Genomic DNA, 15264 nt, shown 5'->3' with positions numbered 1-15264 from the left:
TCAGGGGCATTCCCCGTAGGGTGGGCCGGGCGGCGTTCCGCTTCAGCCCACCATCGGAGTCATGCGCAGCCGCATGGGTGAGCCTGATGTAGCCTGGACTTCAGTCCGGGACGTGCCACGCCGCTACCGGGCTGAAGCCCGGGCAACCGGGCCGGAGGCTTCGCGAGCAGAGCTCGCTCCTACAGGCGCGAGCGGATTCATTAACCCGCCCTTCACGGTGCGGCCTTGCGCATCCTGTCGAGCACGGCGTTGAGGCCGTTGGTGCGGGACGGTGAGAGCTGGCGGGAGAGGCCGAGCTGGGTGAACCAGTCGCTGAGGTCCAGCGTGGCCAGCTCCTCCCGCGCCAGGCCCTGGACCCGCGCCAGCAGCACGGCCAGCAGGCCACGGATCAGCCGCGCATCGCTGGCGGCGCGGAAGTGGCGGTGCCCTTCCTTTATCTCCTCCACCAGCCAGACCTGGCTTTCGCAGCCGTGCACGCGGTTGGCTTCGCTGCGCTCGATGTCGCTCAGGGGCTCCAGGCGTTCACCCCATTGCATCAGCAGGCGCGCGCGCTGTTCCCAGCTGCCGGCGGCGCCGAAGGCTGCCAGGGCTTCGGTGGCTTGGGGGGGAAGGTTCATCGCAGCAGCTCCAGGGCCTTGTCCAGGGCTGAGAGGAAGCGCTCCACGTCAGCGCCGTCGTTGTAGAGGCCGAGGGACACGCGGATCGCGCCGCTGAGCCCGAGCCCCTGGTACAGCGGCATGGCGCAGTGGTGACCGGCGCGCACGGCGATGCCCTGTTCGGTGAGCAGGTGGGCGAGGTCGGCGTTGTGCACGCCATCGACGCTGAAGCAGGCCAGCGCCACCTGGGGCTCGCCCACCAGGCGCACGCCGTCGCGGGCGGCAAGGCCGGCCATCAGCTTGGCGTGGAGCACCGTCTCGTGGCCGCTGACCGCTGCGGCGTCGAGGCTGCCGAGGTAGTCCAGCGCGGCGCCGAGGCCGATCACCGAGGCAATCGCCGGGGTGCCGGCCTCGAAGCCCAGCGGGGCGTCGTGGAAGTCGGCATCGTGGTAGCCCGCACGGCGCACCATCTCGCCACCGAACTGCCAATGGGCCAGGCGGGCCAGGGCCTCGGTGCGACCGTAGAGCACGCCGACGCCTTCCGGGCCGTAGAGCTTGTGCCCGGAGAACACATAGAAGTCGCAGCTCAGGGCCTGCACGTCGTGCCGCCCATGGACTATTCCCTGGGCGCCATCCACCACGGTCAGCGCGCCTTGCTGGCGGGCCATGGCCAGCAGCTTGCCGAGGGGCTGCCAGCGGCCGAGCACGTTGGACAGCTGGCTGACGGCCAGCAGGCGGGTGCGCGAGTCGATCAGCTGGCGGGCCTGGTCGAGGTCGATGTCACCCCGTGCATCCAACGGCAGCACCACCAGCTCGAGCTGGCGACGGCGGGCCAGTTGCTGCCAGGGCAGCAGGTTGGCGTGGTGCTCCAGGGCGCTGATGATGATGCGCTCGCCCGGCCGGAACTGCTGCTCCAGTCCGTAGGCCAGGAGGTTGAGCGCTTCGGTGGTGCCCCGGGTGAAGACGATCTGCGCCGGGTGCTCGGCATTCAGCCACTGGGCAACGCGGGTGCGGCTGCCTTCGAAGGCGCGGGTGGCGCGCTCACCCGGCAGGTGCTGGGCTCGGTGCACGTTGGCGGCACCGCTGGCGTAGTAGCCGAGCAGCGCATCCAGCACCGCCTGGGGCTTCTGCGAGGTGGCGGCGCTGTCCAGGTAGGTCTGGCCCTCGGCGTCTAGGGCCGAGAGGGCGGGGAAGTCGGAGCGCCAGGGAGATGGGAGCATGACGATGGGCCTGAAGCCGGACGGCGGGAAGTGAAAAGCCGGTGCCGGAGGCTGTGGAGCGTCCGACGCCGGCTTCCCTGTGCAGCTTAGTTGTGGGCGTGGAGGGCTTCGTTCAGCTCAATGGCTGTCTTGTTGGTCTTGCACTCGACGGCACCGTTCTGCGAGTTGCGACGGAACAGCAGGTCGGGCTGGCCGGCCAGGTCGCGTGCCTTGACCACTTTCACCAGGGCGTTCTGGTCGTCCAGCAGGGCGACCTTGGTGCCGGCGGTGATGTACAGGCCGGCCTCGACGATGTTGCGGTCGCCCAGCGGGATGCCGATGCCGGCGTTGGCGCCGATCAGGCAGCCTTCACCCACGGAGATGACGATGTTGCCGCCACCGGAGAGGGTGCCCATGGTGGAGCAGCCGCCACCCAGGTCGGAGCCTTTGCCGACGAAGACGCCTGCGGAGACGCGGCCTTCGATCATGCCCGGGCCTTCGGTGCCGCCGTTGAAGTTGACGAAGCCTTCGTGCATCACGGTGGTGCCTTCACCGATGTAGGCGCCCAGGCGTACGCGGGCGCTGTCGGCGATGCGCACGCCGGCGGGGACGACGTAGTCGGTCATTTTCGGGAACTTGTCCACGGAGAATACTTCCAGCAGGTTGCCCTTCAGGCGGGCTTCCAGCTGGCGCTCGGCCAGTTCGGCCAGGTCCACGGCGCCTTCGCTGGTCCAGGCCACGTTGGGCAGCAGCGGGAAGATGCCGGTGAGGTTCAGGCCGTGGGGCTTGACCAGGCGGTGGGAGAGCAGGTGCAGCTTGAGGTAGGCCTCGGGGGTGGAGGTCAGCGCGGCATCTTCGGCCAGCAGGGTGGCGACCAGCGGCTTGTGGCTCTCGGCCAGGCGGGTCAGCAGGGCGGCCTGGGCGGCGTCGATCTCTTTCAGGGCGCTGGCCAGGTCGGCGGCCTGGGTGTTGCTGAGGGCGATGGCCTGGTTGCCGCCGGTGTAGCCGAGCTGCGGGGCCACGGCGGCGACCAGTGCTTCGGTGGGCTTGAGCAGCGGCTGTGCGTAGAAGACTTCCAGCCAGTTGCCCTGGCGGTTCTGGGTGCCAACGCCGAAGGCGATGCTGAAGAGTGCGTGGGACATGGACATTCCTCGTTCTGAAAGGGTGGTTCGGACGCCCGCTGCCGGTCGCGTGCCTGGCTGTCGGACGTCCGTTCGGTGTTCGGGGTTACTTGAGCGCAGCGGCGTAGAGGTCCGGCTTGAAGCCGACCAGGGTGCGGTCACCGAGGTCGAGCACCGGGCGCTTGATCATCGAGGGCTGGGCCAGCATCAGGTCGATGGCCTTGGCCTGGTCGAGGTCGGCCTTCTGCGCGTCGTCGAGCTTGCGGAAGGTGGTGCCGGCGCGGTTCAGCACGGTTTCCCAGCCATGCTCTTCGCACCATTTCTTCAGGCTGGCGCGGTCGATGGCGGCGGTCTTGTAGTCGTGGAAGGCGTAGCTCACGCCCTGCTCGTCGAGCCAGGTGCGGGCTTTCTTCATGGTGTCGCAGGCCTTGATGCCATAGAGGGTAATGGTCATTGAGCAGCTCGGTTCGCGGTGGGCCATGGGGCGCGCGGCGAGGGGCCGCGCGGCGTCGGTCGGCGATTATGCCACGCCCGGCGCCGCGTGGGAGCGTGCTACAGGAGCAGGGCAGCGGCGCCCAGCACAGCCAGACCCAGCCCCAGCAGGCGCAGCAGGGCGGGGCGCGAGGCGAGCTGCTCGGTCGGTGCCAGGCGCACCAGCGGGTAGCGCCCATAGAACCGCGCCAGCGCGGCGCCGGCCTGGGCCGGACGTAGCAGCAGGTAAAGCGCCAGGGCCAGGAACAGCGCGGCGATGATCAGTCTGAGTGCGAGGTCCATGCAGCCTCCTTCACAGCGCCCAGCGGGTGACGTTGTGGGACACGCTGATGTCGACGCCGCCGTAGTCGGTGGAAACGGTGGTGGGTATCAGCGGGCCGTTGGGGATCTTGATGCCGCCGCCGATCTTGACGCCGGCACCGGCCTCCACGGAGACGCCGCCCATGTAGCCGTAGCCCTCGAAGCTATCGGAGGACTTGCTGTCGTCATCGGTGAAACGGAAGGTGCTGGAGGTAGCGCGGAAGGCGGGCAGGCCAACGCCGATGCCGGCCATGTAGATGGTGTAGAGCGAGGTGCGGTTGTTGCTGGTGTCGCGCACCTTGGCGTTGAAGATGCCGCCGCCGATGATGATGTGGCCGACGGCGCCGCCGACGGTGATGGTGACTTCGAAGACTTTCATGCTGACTCCCGTTCCATGGTGGCTGCACCCGGCATCTGCCGGGGCTGCTTGCCCATCCGTCCCTGGATGAACGCTCGGATAGTCGGGGTCCGGGCGCCTGGAGGCAAGCCCGGATGTCCCGCTTTGTGACACTGGCCCGGTTGATGACCGGGCGGTCGGGTCAGAGGCTGCGGACGAAGCGGCGGATGCGTTCGGCGGCTTCGATGCACTCGGCCAGCGGGGCGACCAGGGCCATGCGCACGCGGCCGGCGCCCGGGTTGACGCCATTCACTTCGCGGGAGAGGTAGGAGCCGGGCACCACGGTGACGTGCTCGCGGGCGAAGAGTTCGCGGGTGAAGGTCGTGTCATCCACCGGGGTCTTGGCCCAGAGGTAGAAGCCGCCGTCCGGGCGCTGCACGTCAAGCACGCCGCCGAGGATGTCGAGCACGGCGTCGTACTTCTCGCGGTACAGGTCGCGGTTGGCGCGCACGTGGGCCTCGTCGTTCCAGGCGGCGACGCTGGCCAGCTGGGTCTGCACGGGCATGGCGCAACCGTGGTAGGTGCGGTACAGCAGGAAGGCCTTGAGGATGGTGGCGTCACCGGCGACGAAGCCGGAGCGCAGGCCCGGCAGGTTGGAGCGCTTGGACAGGCTGTGGAACACCACACAGCGGGCGAAGTCGCTGCGGCCCAGCTCGGCGCAGGCGGTGAGCAGGCCGGCCGGCGGGTTGGCTTCGTCGAAGTACAGCTCGCTGTAGCACTCGTCGGCGGCGATGACGAAGTCATGCTCGTCGGCCAGGGCGATCAGCTTCTTCAGTTGCTCCACCGGTACCAGGGCACCGGTGGGGTTGCCCGGGGAGCAGAGGAAGAGGATCTGGCAGCGTTTCCACACCTCGACCGGCACGGCGTCGAAGTCGGGGTTGAAGCCGTTTTCCGCCTCGCAGGGCAGGTAGTGGGGCTCGGCTCCGGCCAGCAGGGCTGCGCCTTCGTAGATCTGATAGAAGGGGTTCGGGCTGACCACCAGGCCCTTGTCGGCGCGGTTGACCACGGCCTGGGTGAAGGCGAACAGCGCTTCGCGGGTGCCGTTGACCGGCAGCACGTGGCGCGCGGCATCGAGCCAGCCGGCAGGCACCTTGAAGCGGCGCTCGCACCAGGCGGCGATGGCTTCGCGCAGGGCGGGGATGCCCAGGGTGGTGGGGTAGACGGCGAGCTGGTCGAGGTTGTCGGCCAGGGCCTTGGCGACGAAGTCCGGGGAGCGGTGCTTGGGCTCGCCGATGGAGAGGGCGATGGGCGCGCGGTCGGCCGGGGGCTGGGCGCCGGCGAGCAGGGCGCGGAGCTTTTCGAAGGGGTAGGGCTGCAGCTGGTTCAGGGCGTCGTTCATGTGCGGTTCCTGGTGGTGCGGTCGGGCGCGTCAGATGCTGATGCGACCGAGCTGGGCGTTCTGGCCACTGGCCTCGGAGAGCTGGGAGACGATGGCCGCCTGCAGGCGCTGGCAGAGCTCGGGGTCGGACAGCGGCTGGTTGTCGGCATCGGTGATGAAGAAGACGTCCTCCACCCGTTCGCCGAGGGTGGCGATCTTGGCGTTCTGCAGCGACAGGTCGAAGTCGAGGAAGATGCGCCCGATGCGCGCCAGCAGGCCGGGGCGGTCGGGGGCGATCACTTCCAGCACGGTCACCGGGCGCTGGGCGTCGTTGGAGATGGTGACCTCCGGCGGGAAGGCGAAGTGCTTGAGCTGGCGCGGGACGCGGCGCTGGATGATGGCCGGGTACTCGTCGGGGTTCTTCAGCGCGTCGATCAGGCCCTCGCGGATCTCCTGGATGCGCGCCGGGTCGTTGCCGATGGAGCCGCCGGCGGTGTCCAGCACGATGTAGGTGTCGAGGGTGAACTGGCTGGTGGAGGTGATGATCCGCGCGTCGTGGATGTTCAGGTTGAGCTGGCTCATCGCGGCCACGGTCACGGCGAAGAAGTCGTGCTGGTCGGGGGCGTAGATGAAGATCTGGGTGGCGCCTTCGAACTCGCGCTGGGCGGTCTCCTTGATCAGCACCAGCGGGTCGTTGCCGTCCGGGTGCTGGAGGATGGCTTCGGTGTGCCAGGCCACGTCGCTGGCGGTGTGGCGCAGGAAGTAGTCGTCGCCGAGCTGGGCCCAGAGCTGTTCAGCGTCGTCCTGGTCGATGCCGTTGCGCACGAGGATGTCGATGGCGGCGACCTGGGTCTGGCGGATCTGCTCTTCGCGGTCCAGCGGGTTCTCCAGGCCGCGGCGCAGGGCGCGCTTGGTCTCGGTGTAGAGCTGGCGCAGCAGGCTGGCGCGCCAGGAGTTCCACAGGCTCGGGTTGGTGGCGTTGATGTCGGCCACGGTGAGCACGTAGAGGTAGTCGAGGTGCGTCTGGTCGCCCACCAGGCGGGCGAAGTCGAGGATCACCTGCGGGTCGGAGAGGTCCTTGCGCTGGGCTGTGGTGGACATCACCAGGTGGTTCTGCACCAGCCAGGCCACCAGGCGCGAGTCCCAGGCCGGCAGCTGGTGGCGGGCGCAGAAGGCCTCGGCGTCGATGGCGCCCAGTTCGGAGTGGTCGCCACCGCGGCCCTTGCCGATGTCGTGGTAGAGCCCGGCGATGTAGATCAGCTCGGGCTTGGGCAGCTTGTCGATGACCTTGCTGGCGAGGGGGAACTTCTCCGCCAGCTCCGGCCACTTGAGCTTGCGCAGGTGCTTGATGAGGTTGAGGGTGTGGGCGTCGACCGTATAGATGTGGAAGAGGTCGTGCTGCATCTGCCCGATGATGTGGCCGAACTCGGGCAGGTAGCGCCCGAGGATGCCGTAGCGGTTCATGCGGCGCAGGTTGCGGTGGATGCCCTGGGGGGACTTGCACAGCTCGATGAACAGGCTGGTGTTGCGGATGTCGCTGCGGAAGTCGTCGTCGATCAGATGGCGGCTGTCACGCAACAGGCGGATGGTGTCGGCGCGCACGCCCTTGATCTCCGGGTGCTGGGCCATCAGCACGAAGATCTCCATGAGGGCGAAGGGGGTGCGCTTGAAGACGTTGGGGTGGGCCACCTCGATGTAGCCGTCACGCAGCTGGAAGCGGCTGTTGAGCGGCTGGGCGATGGCGTTCTCGCCGCTGCGCAGGATGACCTCTTCGAAGTGCTGGTTGATCAGGTCGCTGAGTTCGGCGACGGCCATGACCACGCGGTAGTACTTCTGCATGAAGTGTTCGATGGCCTGCTTGGCGTCGCTGCCGTGGAAGCCGAGCAGCCCGGCGAGCTTGCGCTGGTGGTCGAACAGCAGGCGGTCTTCAGCGCGGCCGGCGAGCATGTGCAGGGCGTAGCGGACCTTCCACAGGAACTCCTGGCTGGAGGCGAGCATGCTGCATTCGCTCTCCACGAGGAACCCTTCCTTGACCAGGGCGTGCAGGTTGAGGCTGCCGAACTGGCGGCGGGCGACCCAGAGGATGGTCTGGATGTCGCGCAGGCCGCCGGGGGAGCCCTTCACGTTGGGCTCGAGGTTGTACTCGGTGTCGTTGTACTTGGCGTGGCGGGCCTTCTGCTCCTGGCGCTTGGCGAGGAAGAAGTCCTTGCTGGGCCACATCCGTTCCGGGCTGGTGACCTCCTGCATGCGCCGGCGCAGGGATTCCGGCCCGGCGATGGTGCGGCTTTCCATCAGGTTGGTGACGACGGTGAGGTCGGCACGGGCCTCTTCGGCGCATTCGTCGACGGAGCGCACGCTCTGGCCGACTTCCAGGCCGATGTCCCAGAGCAGGGTGAGGAAGCCTTCGATCGGTTCGCGGAAGGTCTCGTGGTCGGCGCTGTCCAGCAGGATCAGCAGGTCGATGTCGGAGTAGGGGTGCAGTTCGCCCCGGCCGTAGCCACCGACCGCCAGCAGGGCGATGTCGGCGTCTTCGCTCCAGTCGAAGCGGGCCCAGGCCTCACGCAGGATCTGGTCGACGAACCAGGCGCGGTCCTCGACCAGGCGGCGGATGTCCCGGCCGTTGGCGAAACGGGCGTCGAGTACATCCTTGGCCTGGCGGATGGCCTTCTTGAACGCGGCGATGGGGCTGGACTTCAGCGCCAGTTCGGCCTGGAACTGGCCGCGGTCGAAAAGCTCGGGATCAACCTGCGGCATCTACGGCCTTCCTTATATAGAGGGAACGATCAGGGGGCGGTGCGCGGCAGGGTGTCGTCGCTGCGCAGGGTGAGGATCTCGTAGCCGTCGGCGGTCACCAGGATAGTGTGCTCCCACTGGGCGGAGAGCTTGCGGTCCTTGGTGATGGCGGTCCAGCCGTCGCCCAGCACCTTGGTCTCGGGGCGGCCCTGGTTGATCATCGGCTCGATGGTGAAGGTCATGCCTTCCTTCAGCTCCATGCCGGTGCCGGCACGGCCGTAGTGCAGGACCTGGGGCTCTTCGTGGAACACGGCGCCGATGCCATGGCCGCAGAACTCGCGGACCACCGAGAAGCCGTTCTTCTCGGCATGCTTCTGGATCACCTCGCCGATGTCGCCCAGGCGGCAGCCCGGCTTGACCAGTTCGATGGCCTTGTACATGCACTCCTGGGTCACCTGGGACAGGCGCTCGGCCCAGACCGGCACCTTGCCGACGTGGAACATGCGGCTGGTGTCGCCGTGGTAGCCGTCCTTGATGACGGTCACGTCGATGTTCAGGGTGTCGCCATCCTTCAGCGGCTTCTCATTGGGGATGCCGTGGCAGACGACGTGGTTGATGGAGGTGCAGATGGACTTGGGGAAGCCCTTGTAGTTCAGCGGGGCGGGAATCGCCTTCTGGACGTTGACGATGTAGTCGTGGCAGATGCGGTCGAGCTCTTCGGTGGTCACCCCGGGCTTGACGTGCTCGCCGATCATCTCCAGCACTTCGGCGGCCAGGCGGCCTGCCACGCGCATTTTCTCGATTTCGTCGGCGGTCTTGATGGTGACGGTCATGGCGGTTCTCAGGCGTATCCGTATGAAGGCGGCAATCTTATCAGCTTCGAGCGGCAAGCCAGAAGCCGCGAGGGCGCGGCGTGCCCTGTCCGGCTTGCCGGTTTCATGTAGCTTGCCGCCACTTTTTATGCTATAAAACGCGCCGCTTTACGGGCAGTGGTGCCCGCAAGGCTCAAACCCACACACGTATCGACACGGTCTCCTGGGTGCCCGCAAGGGTTGGATATCGGGATACGTGGAGGCCTAACCCGACTTATCGAGGAATTGAGATGTCCCAAGTCAACATGCGCGACATGCTGAAGGCCGGTGTGCACTTCGGCCACCAGACCCGTTACTGGAACCCGAAAATGGGCAAGTACATTTTCGGCGCGCGCAACAAGATCCACATCATCAACCTGGAAAAAACCCTGCCGATGTTCAACGAGGCCCTGTCCTTCGTTGAGAAGCTGGCTGCAGGCAAGAACAAGATCCTGTTCGTCGGCACCAAGCGTTCCGCTGGCAAGATCGTCCGCGAAGAAGCTGCTCGTTGCGGCTCCCCGTACGTCGATCACCGCTGGCTGGGCGGCATGCTGACCAACTACAAGACCATCCGTCAGTCCATCAAGCGCCTGCGCGACCTGGAAACCCAGGCCCAGGACGGCACCTTCGCCAAGCTGACCAAGAAAGAAGCCCTGATGCGCACCCGCGACCTCGAGAAGCTCGAGCGCAGCCTGGGTGGTATCAAGGACATGGGCGGTCTGCCGGATGCTCTGTTCGTGATCGACGTCGACCACGAGCGCATCGCCATCACCGAAGCCAACAAGCTGGGCATCCCGGTCATCGGCGTTGTCGATACCAACAGCAGCCCGGAAGGCGTTGACTACGTCATCCCCGGTAACGACGACGCCATCCGCGCCGTTCAGCTGTACCTGGCTGCCATGGCCGACGCCGTCATCCGCGGCCGTCAGAATGCCGCTGGCGGTCCGGACGAGTTCGTCGAGGAAGCCGCTTCCGAGGCAGCCGAAGGCTGATTTCGGAGCGCTCCAGCGTTACCCGGTGCGCAGGAAGGGGGCTAGGCCCCCTTTTTGCCACCTCACAGAATTGTTTGCCCGGGTTGCCGGGCTGAATGGTTGAAAACCTATTCAAGAGGATTGCGACATGGCAGAGATTACTGCAGCCCTGGTGAAAGAACTGCGTGAGCGTACCGGCCTGGGCATGATGGATTGCAAGAAGGCCCTGACCGCCGCTGACGGCGACATCGAGAAGGCCATCGACGACATGCGCGCCGCTGGCGCCATCAAGGCCGCCAAGAAGTCCGGCAACATCGCTGCCGAAGGCTCCATTGCGGTCAAGGTTGCCGACGACAACAAGGCTGCCGTCATCATCGAAGTCAACTCCCAGACCGACTTCCTGGCTCTGCAGGACGACTTCAAGGCCTTCGTTGCTGCCTCCGTCGAGCAGGCCTACAACGAGAAGCTGACCGACGCTGCTCCGCTGGTCTCCTCCCGCGAAGAAGCCCGCCTGGCCCTGGTTGCCAAGACCGGCGAGAACGTCAACATCCGTCGTCTGGCCCGTGTCGAGGGTGACGTAGTAGGTGCCTACCTGCACGGCCACCGCATCGGTGTTCTGGTGAACCTGAAGGGCGGCAACGTCGAGCTGGCCAAAGACATCGCCATGCACGTCGCTGCCAGCAACCCGCAGTTCCTGAACGCTTCCGAGGTTTCCGAAGAAGCCATCGCCAAGGAAAAGGAAATCTTCCTGGCCCTGAACGCCGACAAGATCGCCGGCAAGCCGGAGAACATCGTGGAGAACATGGTCAAAGGCCGTATCTCCAAGTTCCTGGCCGAGGCCAGCCTGGTCGAGCAGCCGTTCGTCAAGGATCCGGAAGTCAAGGTTGGTGAGCTGGCCAAGAAAGCCGGTGCCGAAATCGTTTCCTTCGTTCGCTTCGAAGTGGGCGAGGGCATCGAGAAGGTGGAAGTGGACTTCGCTGCCGAAGTAGCTGCCCAGGTCGCTGCCACCCAGCAATAAGACGGCCTCGGCTGTCGCCCCGCAAGAGGCTGCCCGCTCACGCGCGCGGCCTCTTCGTCAAACTGGGGAACCCATTTGGGGCAGGTTCCGTGGCGTGCGCCTGGCGTTCGCCATCGGCATGGCCAGCGCCATGCCCCGCGTACCGGGCCTCTGGCCCATGAATTCGAAAAAACGCCGCAGGAGAGACTCGTAATGGCTCAGCAGGTGAGTGGTCGTCAACCTCGCTATAAACGCATTCTGCTCAAACTCAGCGGCGAAGCGCTGATGGGGTCCGAGGAGTTCGGCATCGATCCGAAGGTCCTGGACCGCATGGCGCTGGAGATCGGTCAACTGGTCGGCATCGGTGTCCAGGTCGGTCTGGTGATCGGTGGCGGCAACCTGTTCCGTGGTGCGGCACTGAGTGCGGCCGGCATGGACCGGGTGACCGGCGACCACATGGGCATGCTCGCCACCGTGATGAACGGCCTGGCCATGCGCGATGCCCTGGAGCGCTCCAACATTCCCGCGCTGGTGATGTCGGCCATCTCCATGGTCGGCGTGACCGATCATTACGACCGCCGCAAGGCGATGCGCCACCTCAAGAGTGGCGAAGTGGTGATCTTCTCCGCCGGCACCGGCAACCCCTTCTTCACCACCGACTCGGCTGCCTGCCTGCGGGCCATCGAGATCGACGCCGACGTCGTGCTGAAGGCGACCAAGGTGGATGGCGTGTACACTGCCGATCCCTTCAAGGACCCCAATGCCGAGAAGTTCGAGCGCCTGACCTACGACGAGGTGCTGGATCGCAAGCTGGGGGTGATGGACCTGACCGCCATCTGCCTGTGCCGTGACCAGCAGATGCCGCTGCGGGTCTTCAACATGAACAAGCCCGGTGCCCTGCTGAACATCGTGGTGGGCGGCGCCGAAGGAACCCTGATCGAGGAGGGCGAACAATGATCAACGAGATCAAGAAGGACACGCAGGAGCGCATGAAGAAAACCCTGGAGGCCCTGGACCACGCCTTCGCCAAGATCCGCACCGGCCGCGCTCACCCGAGCATCCTGGACAGCGTGATGGTCTCCTACTACGGCGCCGATACTCCCCTGCGCCAGGTCGCCAACGTGGTGGCCGAGGACTCCCGCACCCTGGCCCTGACCGTGTTCGACAAGAGCATGATCCAGGCGGTCGAGAAGGCCATCATGACCTCCGACCTGGGCCTGAACCCGGCCACCGCCGGTACCACCATCCGCGTTCCCATGCCGGCTCTGACCGAGGAAACCCGCAAGGGTTACACCAAGCAGGCCCGTGCCGAGGCTGAGAACTCCCGCGTGGCCGTGCGCAACATCCGTCGTGATGCGCTCGCCCAGCTGAAGGACCTGGTGAAGGAAAAGGAAATCAGCGAAGACGAAGAGCGTCGTGCTGCTGATGAGGTCCAGAAGCTCACCGACAAGTACGTTGGCGAGATCGACAAGGCCCTGGAGGCCAAAGAAGCCGATCTGATGGCGGTCTGACGGCGTTCTGAAATGGAAAAGAAAGGCGTTTCTCCAGCGGTCCCGCGGCATGTGGCGATCATCATGGATGGCAACAATCGCTGGGCCAAGAAGCGCCTGCTCCCCGGCGTCGCCGGCCACAAGGCCGGTGTCGACGCGGTCCGTGCGGTCATCGAGGTCTGCGCGGATGCAGGGGTGGATGTGCTCACCCTGTTCGCTTTCTCCAGTGAGAACTGGCAGCGCCCGGCCGACGAGGTCAGTGCGCTCATGGAGCTGTTCCTCGGTGCCTTGCGGCGCGAGGCGCGGCGACTCAATGACAACGGTATCCGCCTGCGCATCATTGGCGACCGTTCCCGCTTTCACCCCGAGCTGCAGGCCGCCATGCGCGAGGCCGAGCTGCTGACAGCGGGGCACAATCGTTTCACCCTGCAGATCGCCGCCAACTACGGTGGGCAATGGGACATCACCCAGGCCGCCCAGCGGCTGGCGCGTGAAGTCCAGGCCGGCCACCTCCAGGTGGACGAGATCACGCCCGGACTCATGCAGAACTGCCTGGCCACGGGTGACCTGCCGCTTCCCGACCTGTGCATCCGCACCGGTGGCGAGCACCGCATCAGCAATTTCCTGCTCTGGCAGCTGGCATACGCCGAGCTTTATTTCTCCGACCTGTTCTGGCCCGACTTCAAGCACGACGCCATGCGCAAGGCCCTGGCGGACTTCGCCACGCGCCAGCGCCGCTTCGGCAAGACCAGTGAACAAATAGAGGCCGAGGCCCGTCCCTGATGCTCAAGCAACGAATCATCACCGCCCTGGTGCTGCTGCCGATCGCCCTTGGGGGCTTCTTCCTCCTGAATGGTGCGGCCTTTGCGCTGTTCATCGGCGCCGTGGTGACGCTTGGGGCCTGGGAGTGGGCTCGCCTGGCAGGGCATGAGTCCCAGGGCGTCCGTGTCGGCTATGCCGCTGTCGTTGCCGTGGCGCTGCTGGCCCTTTATCAATTGCCGGCGTTGGCGCCGCTGGTCCTGCTGCTGGGTGTGCTCTGGTGGGGGGCGGCCACCGTCCTGGTGCTGGGCTACCCCGAGAGCAGTCGCCATTGGCGGGCGCAGGCCAGCAAATGGGTAATCGGTCTGCTGATCCTGCTGCCTGCCTGGCAAGGGCTGGTGCTGTTCAAGCAGTGGCCGCTGGCGAACCTGCTCATCCTTGCGGTGATGGTGCTGGTCTGGGCAGCGGACATCGGTGCCTACTTCTCCGGCAAGGCCTTCGGCAAGCGCAAGCTGGCCCCGGCAGTAAGCCCTGGCAAGAGCTGGGAGGGGCTGATCGGTGGGCTCTTCACCTGCCTCCTCATCACGCTGTGTGTCGGCCTCTACCGCGGCTGGTCCGGCGGTGAGCTCGTGCTGGGACTGCTGGGTGCGGCACTGGTGGTGCTGATCTCGGTGGTGGGTGACCTGACCGAGAGCATGTTCAAGCGCCAGTCCGGCATCAAGGACAGCAGCAACCTGCTGCCTGGCCATGGCGGTGTGCTGGATCGCATCGACAGCCTCACCGCTGCCATTCCGGTGTTCGCCACCCTGTTGTGGGTCGCGGGCTGGGGCGCATTGTGAGTCGTCCTCTGCGCGTTTCAGTGCTGGGGGCCACGGGCTCCATCGGGCTCAGCACCCTGGATGTGATCGCCCGCCATCCCCAGCGTTATGAAGTCTTCGCCATCAGTGGCTTTTCCCGCCTGACGGAGCTGCAAGCCCTGTGCATCCGGCATCGACCGCGTTTCGCGGTGGTGCCCGATGCATCGGCCGCGCGCGTTCTGCAGGACGCGCTGATTAGTGCCGGTCTCGACACCCGTGTGCTGTCGGGAGAAGCGGGACTGTGTGAAATCGCCGCGCATCCGGAGGTGGATGCGGTGATGGCCGCCATTGTCGGCGCGGCGGGGTTGCGTCCGACCCTGGCAGCGGTCGAGGCAGGCAAGCGGGTTCTGCTGGCTAACAAGGAGGCGCTGGTGATGTCCGGTGCCTTGTTCATCCAGGCGGTGCGCCGCCATGGCGCGGTGCTGCTGCCGATCGACAGCGAGCACAATGCGATCTTCCAGTGCCTGCCCGTGGACTACGGGCGTGGCCTTGCACAGGTCGGTGTGCGCCGCATCCTGCTCACGGCCTCGGGAGGCCCTTTCCGCGAGACGCCTCTGGAAGCGCTGGCCAATGTCACGCCGGAGCAGGCGTGCGCCCATCCCAACTGGTCCATGGGGCGGAAGATCTCCGTCGATTCGGCCAGCATGATGAACAAGGGGTTGGAGTTGATCGAGGCCTGCTGGCTGTTCGACGCGGCGCCGTCCCAGGTCGAAGTGGTGATCCACCCGCAGAGCGTCATTCATTCCCTCGTCGACTACGTCGATGGTTCGGTGCTGGCACAGCTCGGCAACCCGGACATGCGCACTCCGATCGCTCATGCGCTGGCATGGCCGGAACGGGTGGATTCCGGTGTCGCGCCGCTCGATCTTTTCCGCGTCGGTCGGCTCGATTTCCAGGAGCCCGATGAGGGGCGTTTTCCCTGCCTGCGCCTGGCTCGTCAGGCGGCCGAGGCGGGTGGCAGTGCACCGGCCATGCTCAATGCTGCCAACGAAGTTGCCGTTGCGGCCTTCCTCGAGCGGCGGATTCGCTTCACCGAGATCGCGAGTATCATCGATCAGGTGCTGAACCGAGAGGCGGCGCTGGCGGTCGAATCGCTCGACGCCGTGGTCGAGGCGGACGCCCGCGCTCGTGCAGCGGCTCAGCAATGGCTGGTACGGAACGGGCGCTGAGCCCGAAGGTGGTT

Annotated in this window: 16 protein-coding genes; 7 read left to right on the top strand and 9 right to left on the bottom strand. The window is 66.2% G+C overall.

Features of this window, described 5'->3' with window-relative positions; genetic code table 11:
* Nucleotides 1-212: 212 nt before the first annotated feature.
* The 9 genes from PotMrB4_RS21910 to map all read right to left on the bottom strand — a co-directional run bounded on the left by PotMrB4_RS21910 (nt 213) and on the right by map (nt 8989).
* Nucleotides 213-617, bottom strand: a complete 405-nt coding sequence (locus PotMrB4_RS21910; RefSeq protein ID WP_172434466.1) for a SufE family protein — start codon at nt 615-617, stop codon at nt 213-215.
* The gene (locus PotMrB4_RS21905) at nt 614-1816 is read right to left on the bottom strand and encodes an aminotransferase class V-fold PLP-dependent enzyme (RefSeq protein ID WP_172434465.1); all 1203 of its coding nucleotides are present in this window, start codon (nt 1814-1816) and stop codon (nt 614-616) included. The genes PotMrB4_RS21910 and PotMrB4_RS21905 overlap by 4 nt, the downstream gene beginning before the upstream one ends.
* 86 nt (nt 1817-1902) lie before the next feature.
* Nucleotides 1903-2937, bottom strand: coding sequence for a 2,3,4,5-tetrahydropyridine-2,6-dicarboxylate N-succinyltransferase (gene dapD / locus PotMrB4_RS21900; RefSeq protein ID WP_172434464.1), 1035 nt, complete (start codon nt 2935-2937; stop codon nt 1903-1905).
* A gap of 85 nt (nt 2938-3022) precedes the next feature.
* Nucleotides 3023-3370 (bottom strand): ArsC family reductase, encoded by a 348-nt coding sequence (locus PotMrB4_RS21895; protein ID WP_172434463.1) that lies wholly within the window; start codon nt 3368-3370, stop codon nt 3023-3025.
* 98 nt (nt 3371-3468) lie between these two features.
* Complete coding sequence (locus tag PotMrB4_RS21890) at nt 3469-3690, bottom strand: hypothetical protein (protein WP_142015243.1); 222 nt, start codon at nt 3688-3690, stop codon at nt 3469-3471.
* Between the two features lie 10 nt (nt 3691-3700).
* Complete coding sequence (locus PotMrB4_RS21885; RefSeq protein WP_044414394.1) at nt 3701-4087, bottom strand: hypothetical protein; 387 nt, start codon at nt 4085-4087, stop codon at nt 3701-3703.
* 160 nt (nt 4088-4247) lie between these two features.
* Nucleotides 4248-5444 carry a succinyldiaminopimelate transaminase gene (dapC, locus tag PotMrB4_RS21880; RefSeq protein ID WP_172434462.1) on the bottom strand — a complete coding sequence of 399 codons (1197 nt, stop codon included), beginning with the start codon at nt 5442-5444 and terminating at the stop codon, nt 4248-4250.
* A 30-nt stretch (nt 5445-5474) separates the two neighbouring features.
* A complete protein-coding gene (locus PotMrB4_RS21875) occupies nt 5475-8177 on the bottom strand; it encodes a [protein-PII] uridylyltransferase (RefSeq protein WP_142015251.1) in 2703 nt (900 codons plus the stop codon).
* A 29-nt stretch (nt 8178-8206) separates the two neighbouring features.
* Entirely contained in the window at nt 8207-8989 is a 783-nt protein-coding gene (gene map / locus PotMrB4_RS21870; protein WP_044414390.1) for a type I methionyl aminopeptidase, read from the bottom strand.
* Between the two features lie 269 nt (nt 8990-9258).
* Between map and rpsB the strand changes: the two genes are divergently transcribed.
* The 7 genes from rpsB (at nt 9259) to ispC (ending at nt 15250) form a co-directional block, all read left to right on the top strand.
* A complete protein-coding gene (gene rpsB / locus PotMrB4_RS21865) occupies nt 9259-9999 on the top strand; it encodes a 30S ribosomal protein S2 (RefSeq protein ID WP_044414387.1) in 741 nt (246 codons plus the stop codon).
* 127 nt (nt 10000-10126) lie between these two features.
* Nucleotides 10127-10996, top strand: a complete 870-nt coding sequence (gene tsf / locus PotMrB4_RS21860) for a translation elongation factor Ts (protein WP_172434461.1) — start codon at nt 10127-10129, stop codon at nt 10994-10996.
* Nucleotides 10997-11188: 192 nt separating this feature from the next.
* A complete protein-coding gene (gene pyrH, locus PotMrB4_RS21855) occupies nt 11189-11932 on the top strand; it encodes a UMP kinase (RefSeq protein WP_044414381.1) in 744 nt (247 codons plus the stop codon).
* On the top strand, nt 11929-12486 hold the full coding sequence (frr, locus tag PotMrB4_RS21850) for a ribosome recycling factor (RefSeq protein WP_172434460.1): 558 nt from the start codon (nt 11929-11931) through the stop codon (nt 12484-12486). Before pyrH ends, frr begins: the two co-directional genes overlap by 4 nt.
* 12 nt (nt 12487-12498) lie before the next feature.
* Nucleotides 12499-13248, top strand: coding sequence for a polyprenyl diphosphate synthase (uppS, locus tag PotMrB4_RS21845; RefSeq protein WP_172434459.1), 750 nt, complete (start codon nt 12499-12501; stop codon nt 13246-13248).
* Nucleotides 13248-14063: a phosphatidate cytidylyltransferase gene (locus tag PotMrB4_RS21840; RefSeq protein ID WP_172434458.1), complete on the top strand. Its 816-nt coding sequence runs from the start codon at nt 13248-13250 to the stop codon at nt 14061-14063. The genes uppS and PotMrB4_RS21840 overlap by 1 nt, the downstream gene beginning before the upstream one ends.
* Nucleotides 14060-15250, top strand: coding sequence for a 1-deoxy-D-xylulose-5-phosphate reductoisomerase (gene ispC / locus PotMrB4_RS21835; protein ID WP_172434457.1), 1191 nt, complete (start codon nt 14060-14062; stop codon nt 15248-15250). The genes PotMrB4_RS21840 and ispC overlap by 4 nt, the downstream gene beginning before the upstream one ends.
* Nucleotides 15251-15264: the final 14 nt, after the last annotated feature.

Source organism: Metapseudomonas otitidis (genome assembly GCF_011397855.1).
Classification (GTDB): domain Bacteria; phylum Pseudomonadota; class Gammaproteobacteria; order Pseudomonadales; family Pseudomonadaceae; genus Metapseudomonas; species Metapseudomonas otitidis.
The sequence above is the reverse complement of the archived record's forward strand: the minus strand, read 5'-3'. Positions and strand labels throughout refer to the sequence as shown.

Bases quoted from the DNA above. Each gene is read 5' to 3' on its own strand.
- PotMrB4_RS21910 (WP_172434466.1), bottom strand. From the start codon at position 617: ATGAACCTTCCCCCCCAAGCCACCGAAGCCCTGGCAGCCTTCGGCGCC.
- PotMrB4_RS21905 (WP_172434465.1), bottom strand. From the start codon at position 1,816: ATGCTCCCATCTCCCTGGCGCTCCGACTTCCCCGCCCTCTCGGCCCTA.
- dapD (WP_172434464.1), bottom strand. From the start codon at position 2,937: ATGTCCCACGCACTCTTCAGCATCGCCTTCGGCGTTGGCACCCAGAAC.
- PotMrB4_RS21895 (WP_172434463.1), bottom strand. From the start codon at position 3,370: ATGACCATTACCCTCTATGGCATCAAGGCCTGCGACACCATGAAGAAA.
- PotMrB4_RS21890 (WP_142015243.1), bottom strand. From the start codon at position 3,690: ATGGACCTCGCACTCAGACTGATCATCGCCGCGCTGTTCCTGGCCCTG.
- PotMrB4_RS21885 (WP_044414394.1), bottom strand. From the start codon at position 4,087: ATGAAAGTCTTCGAAGTCACCATCACCGTCGGCGGCGCCGTCGGCCAC.
- dapC (WP_172434462.1), bottom strand. From the start codon at position 5,444: ATGAACGACGCCCTGAACCAGCTGCAGCCCTACCCCTTCGAAAAGCTC.
- PotMrB4_RS21875 (WP_142015251.1), bottom strand. From the start codon at position 8,177: ATGCCGCAGGTTGATCCCGAGCTTTTCGACCGCGGCCAGTTCCAGGCC.
- map (WP_044414390.1), bottom strand. From the start codon at position 8,989: ATGACCGTCACCATCAAGACCGCCGACGAAATCGAGAAAATGCGCGTG.
- rpsB (WP_044414387.1), top strand. From the start codon at position 9,259: ATGTCCCAAGTCAACATGCGCGACATGCTGAAGGCCGGTGTGCACTTC.
- tsf (WP_172434461.1), top strand. From the start codon at position 10,127: ATGGCAGAGATTACTGCAGCCCTGGTGAAAGAACTGCGTGAGCGTACC.
- pyrH (WP_044414381.1), top strand. From the start codon at position 11,189: ATGGCTCAGCAGGTGAGTGGTCGTCAACCTCGCTATAAACGCATTCTG.
- frr (WP_172434460.1), top strand. From the start codon at position 11,929: ATGATCAACGAGATCAAGAAGGACACGCAGGAGCGCATGAAGAAAACC.
- uppS (WP_172434459.1), top strand. From the start codon at position 12,499: ATGGAAAAGAAAGGCGTTTCTCCAGCGGTCCCGCGGCATGTGGCGATC.
- PotMrB4_RS21840 (WP_172434458.1), top strand. From the start codon at position 13,248: ATGCTCAAGCAACGAATCATCACCGCCCTGGTGCTGCTGCCGATCGCC.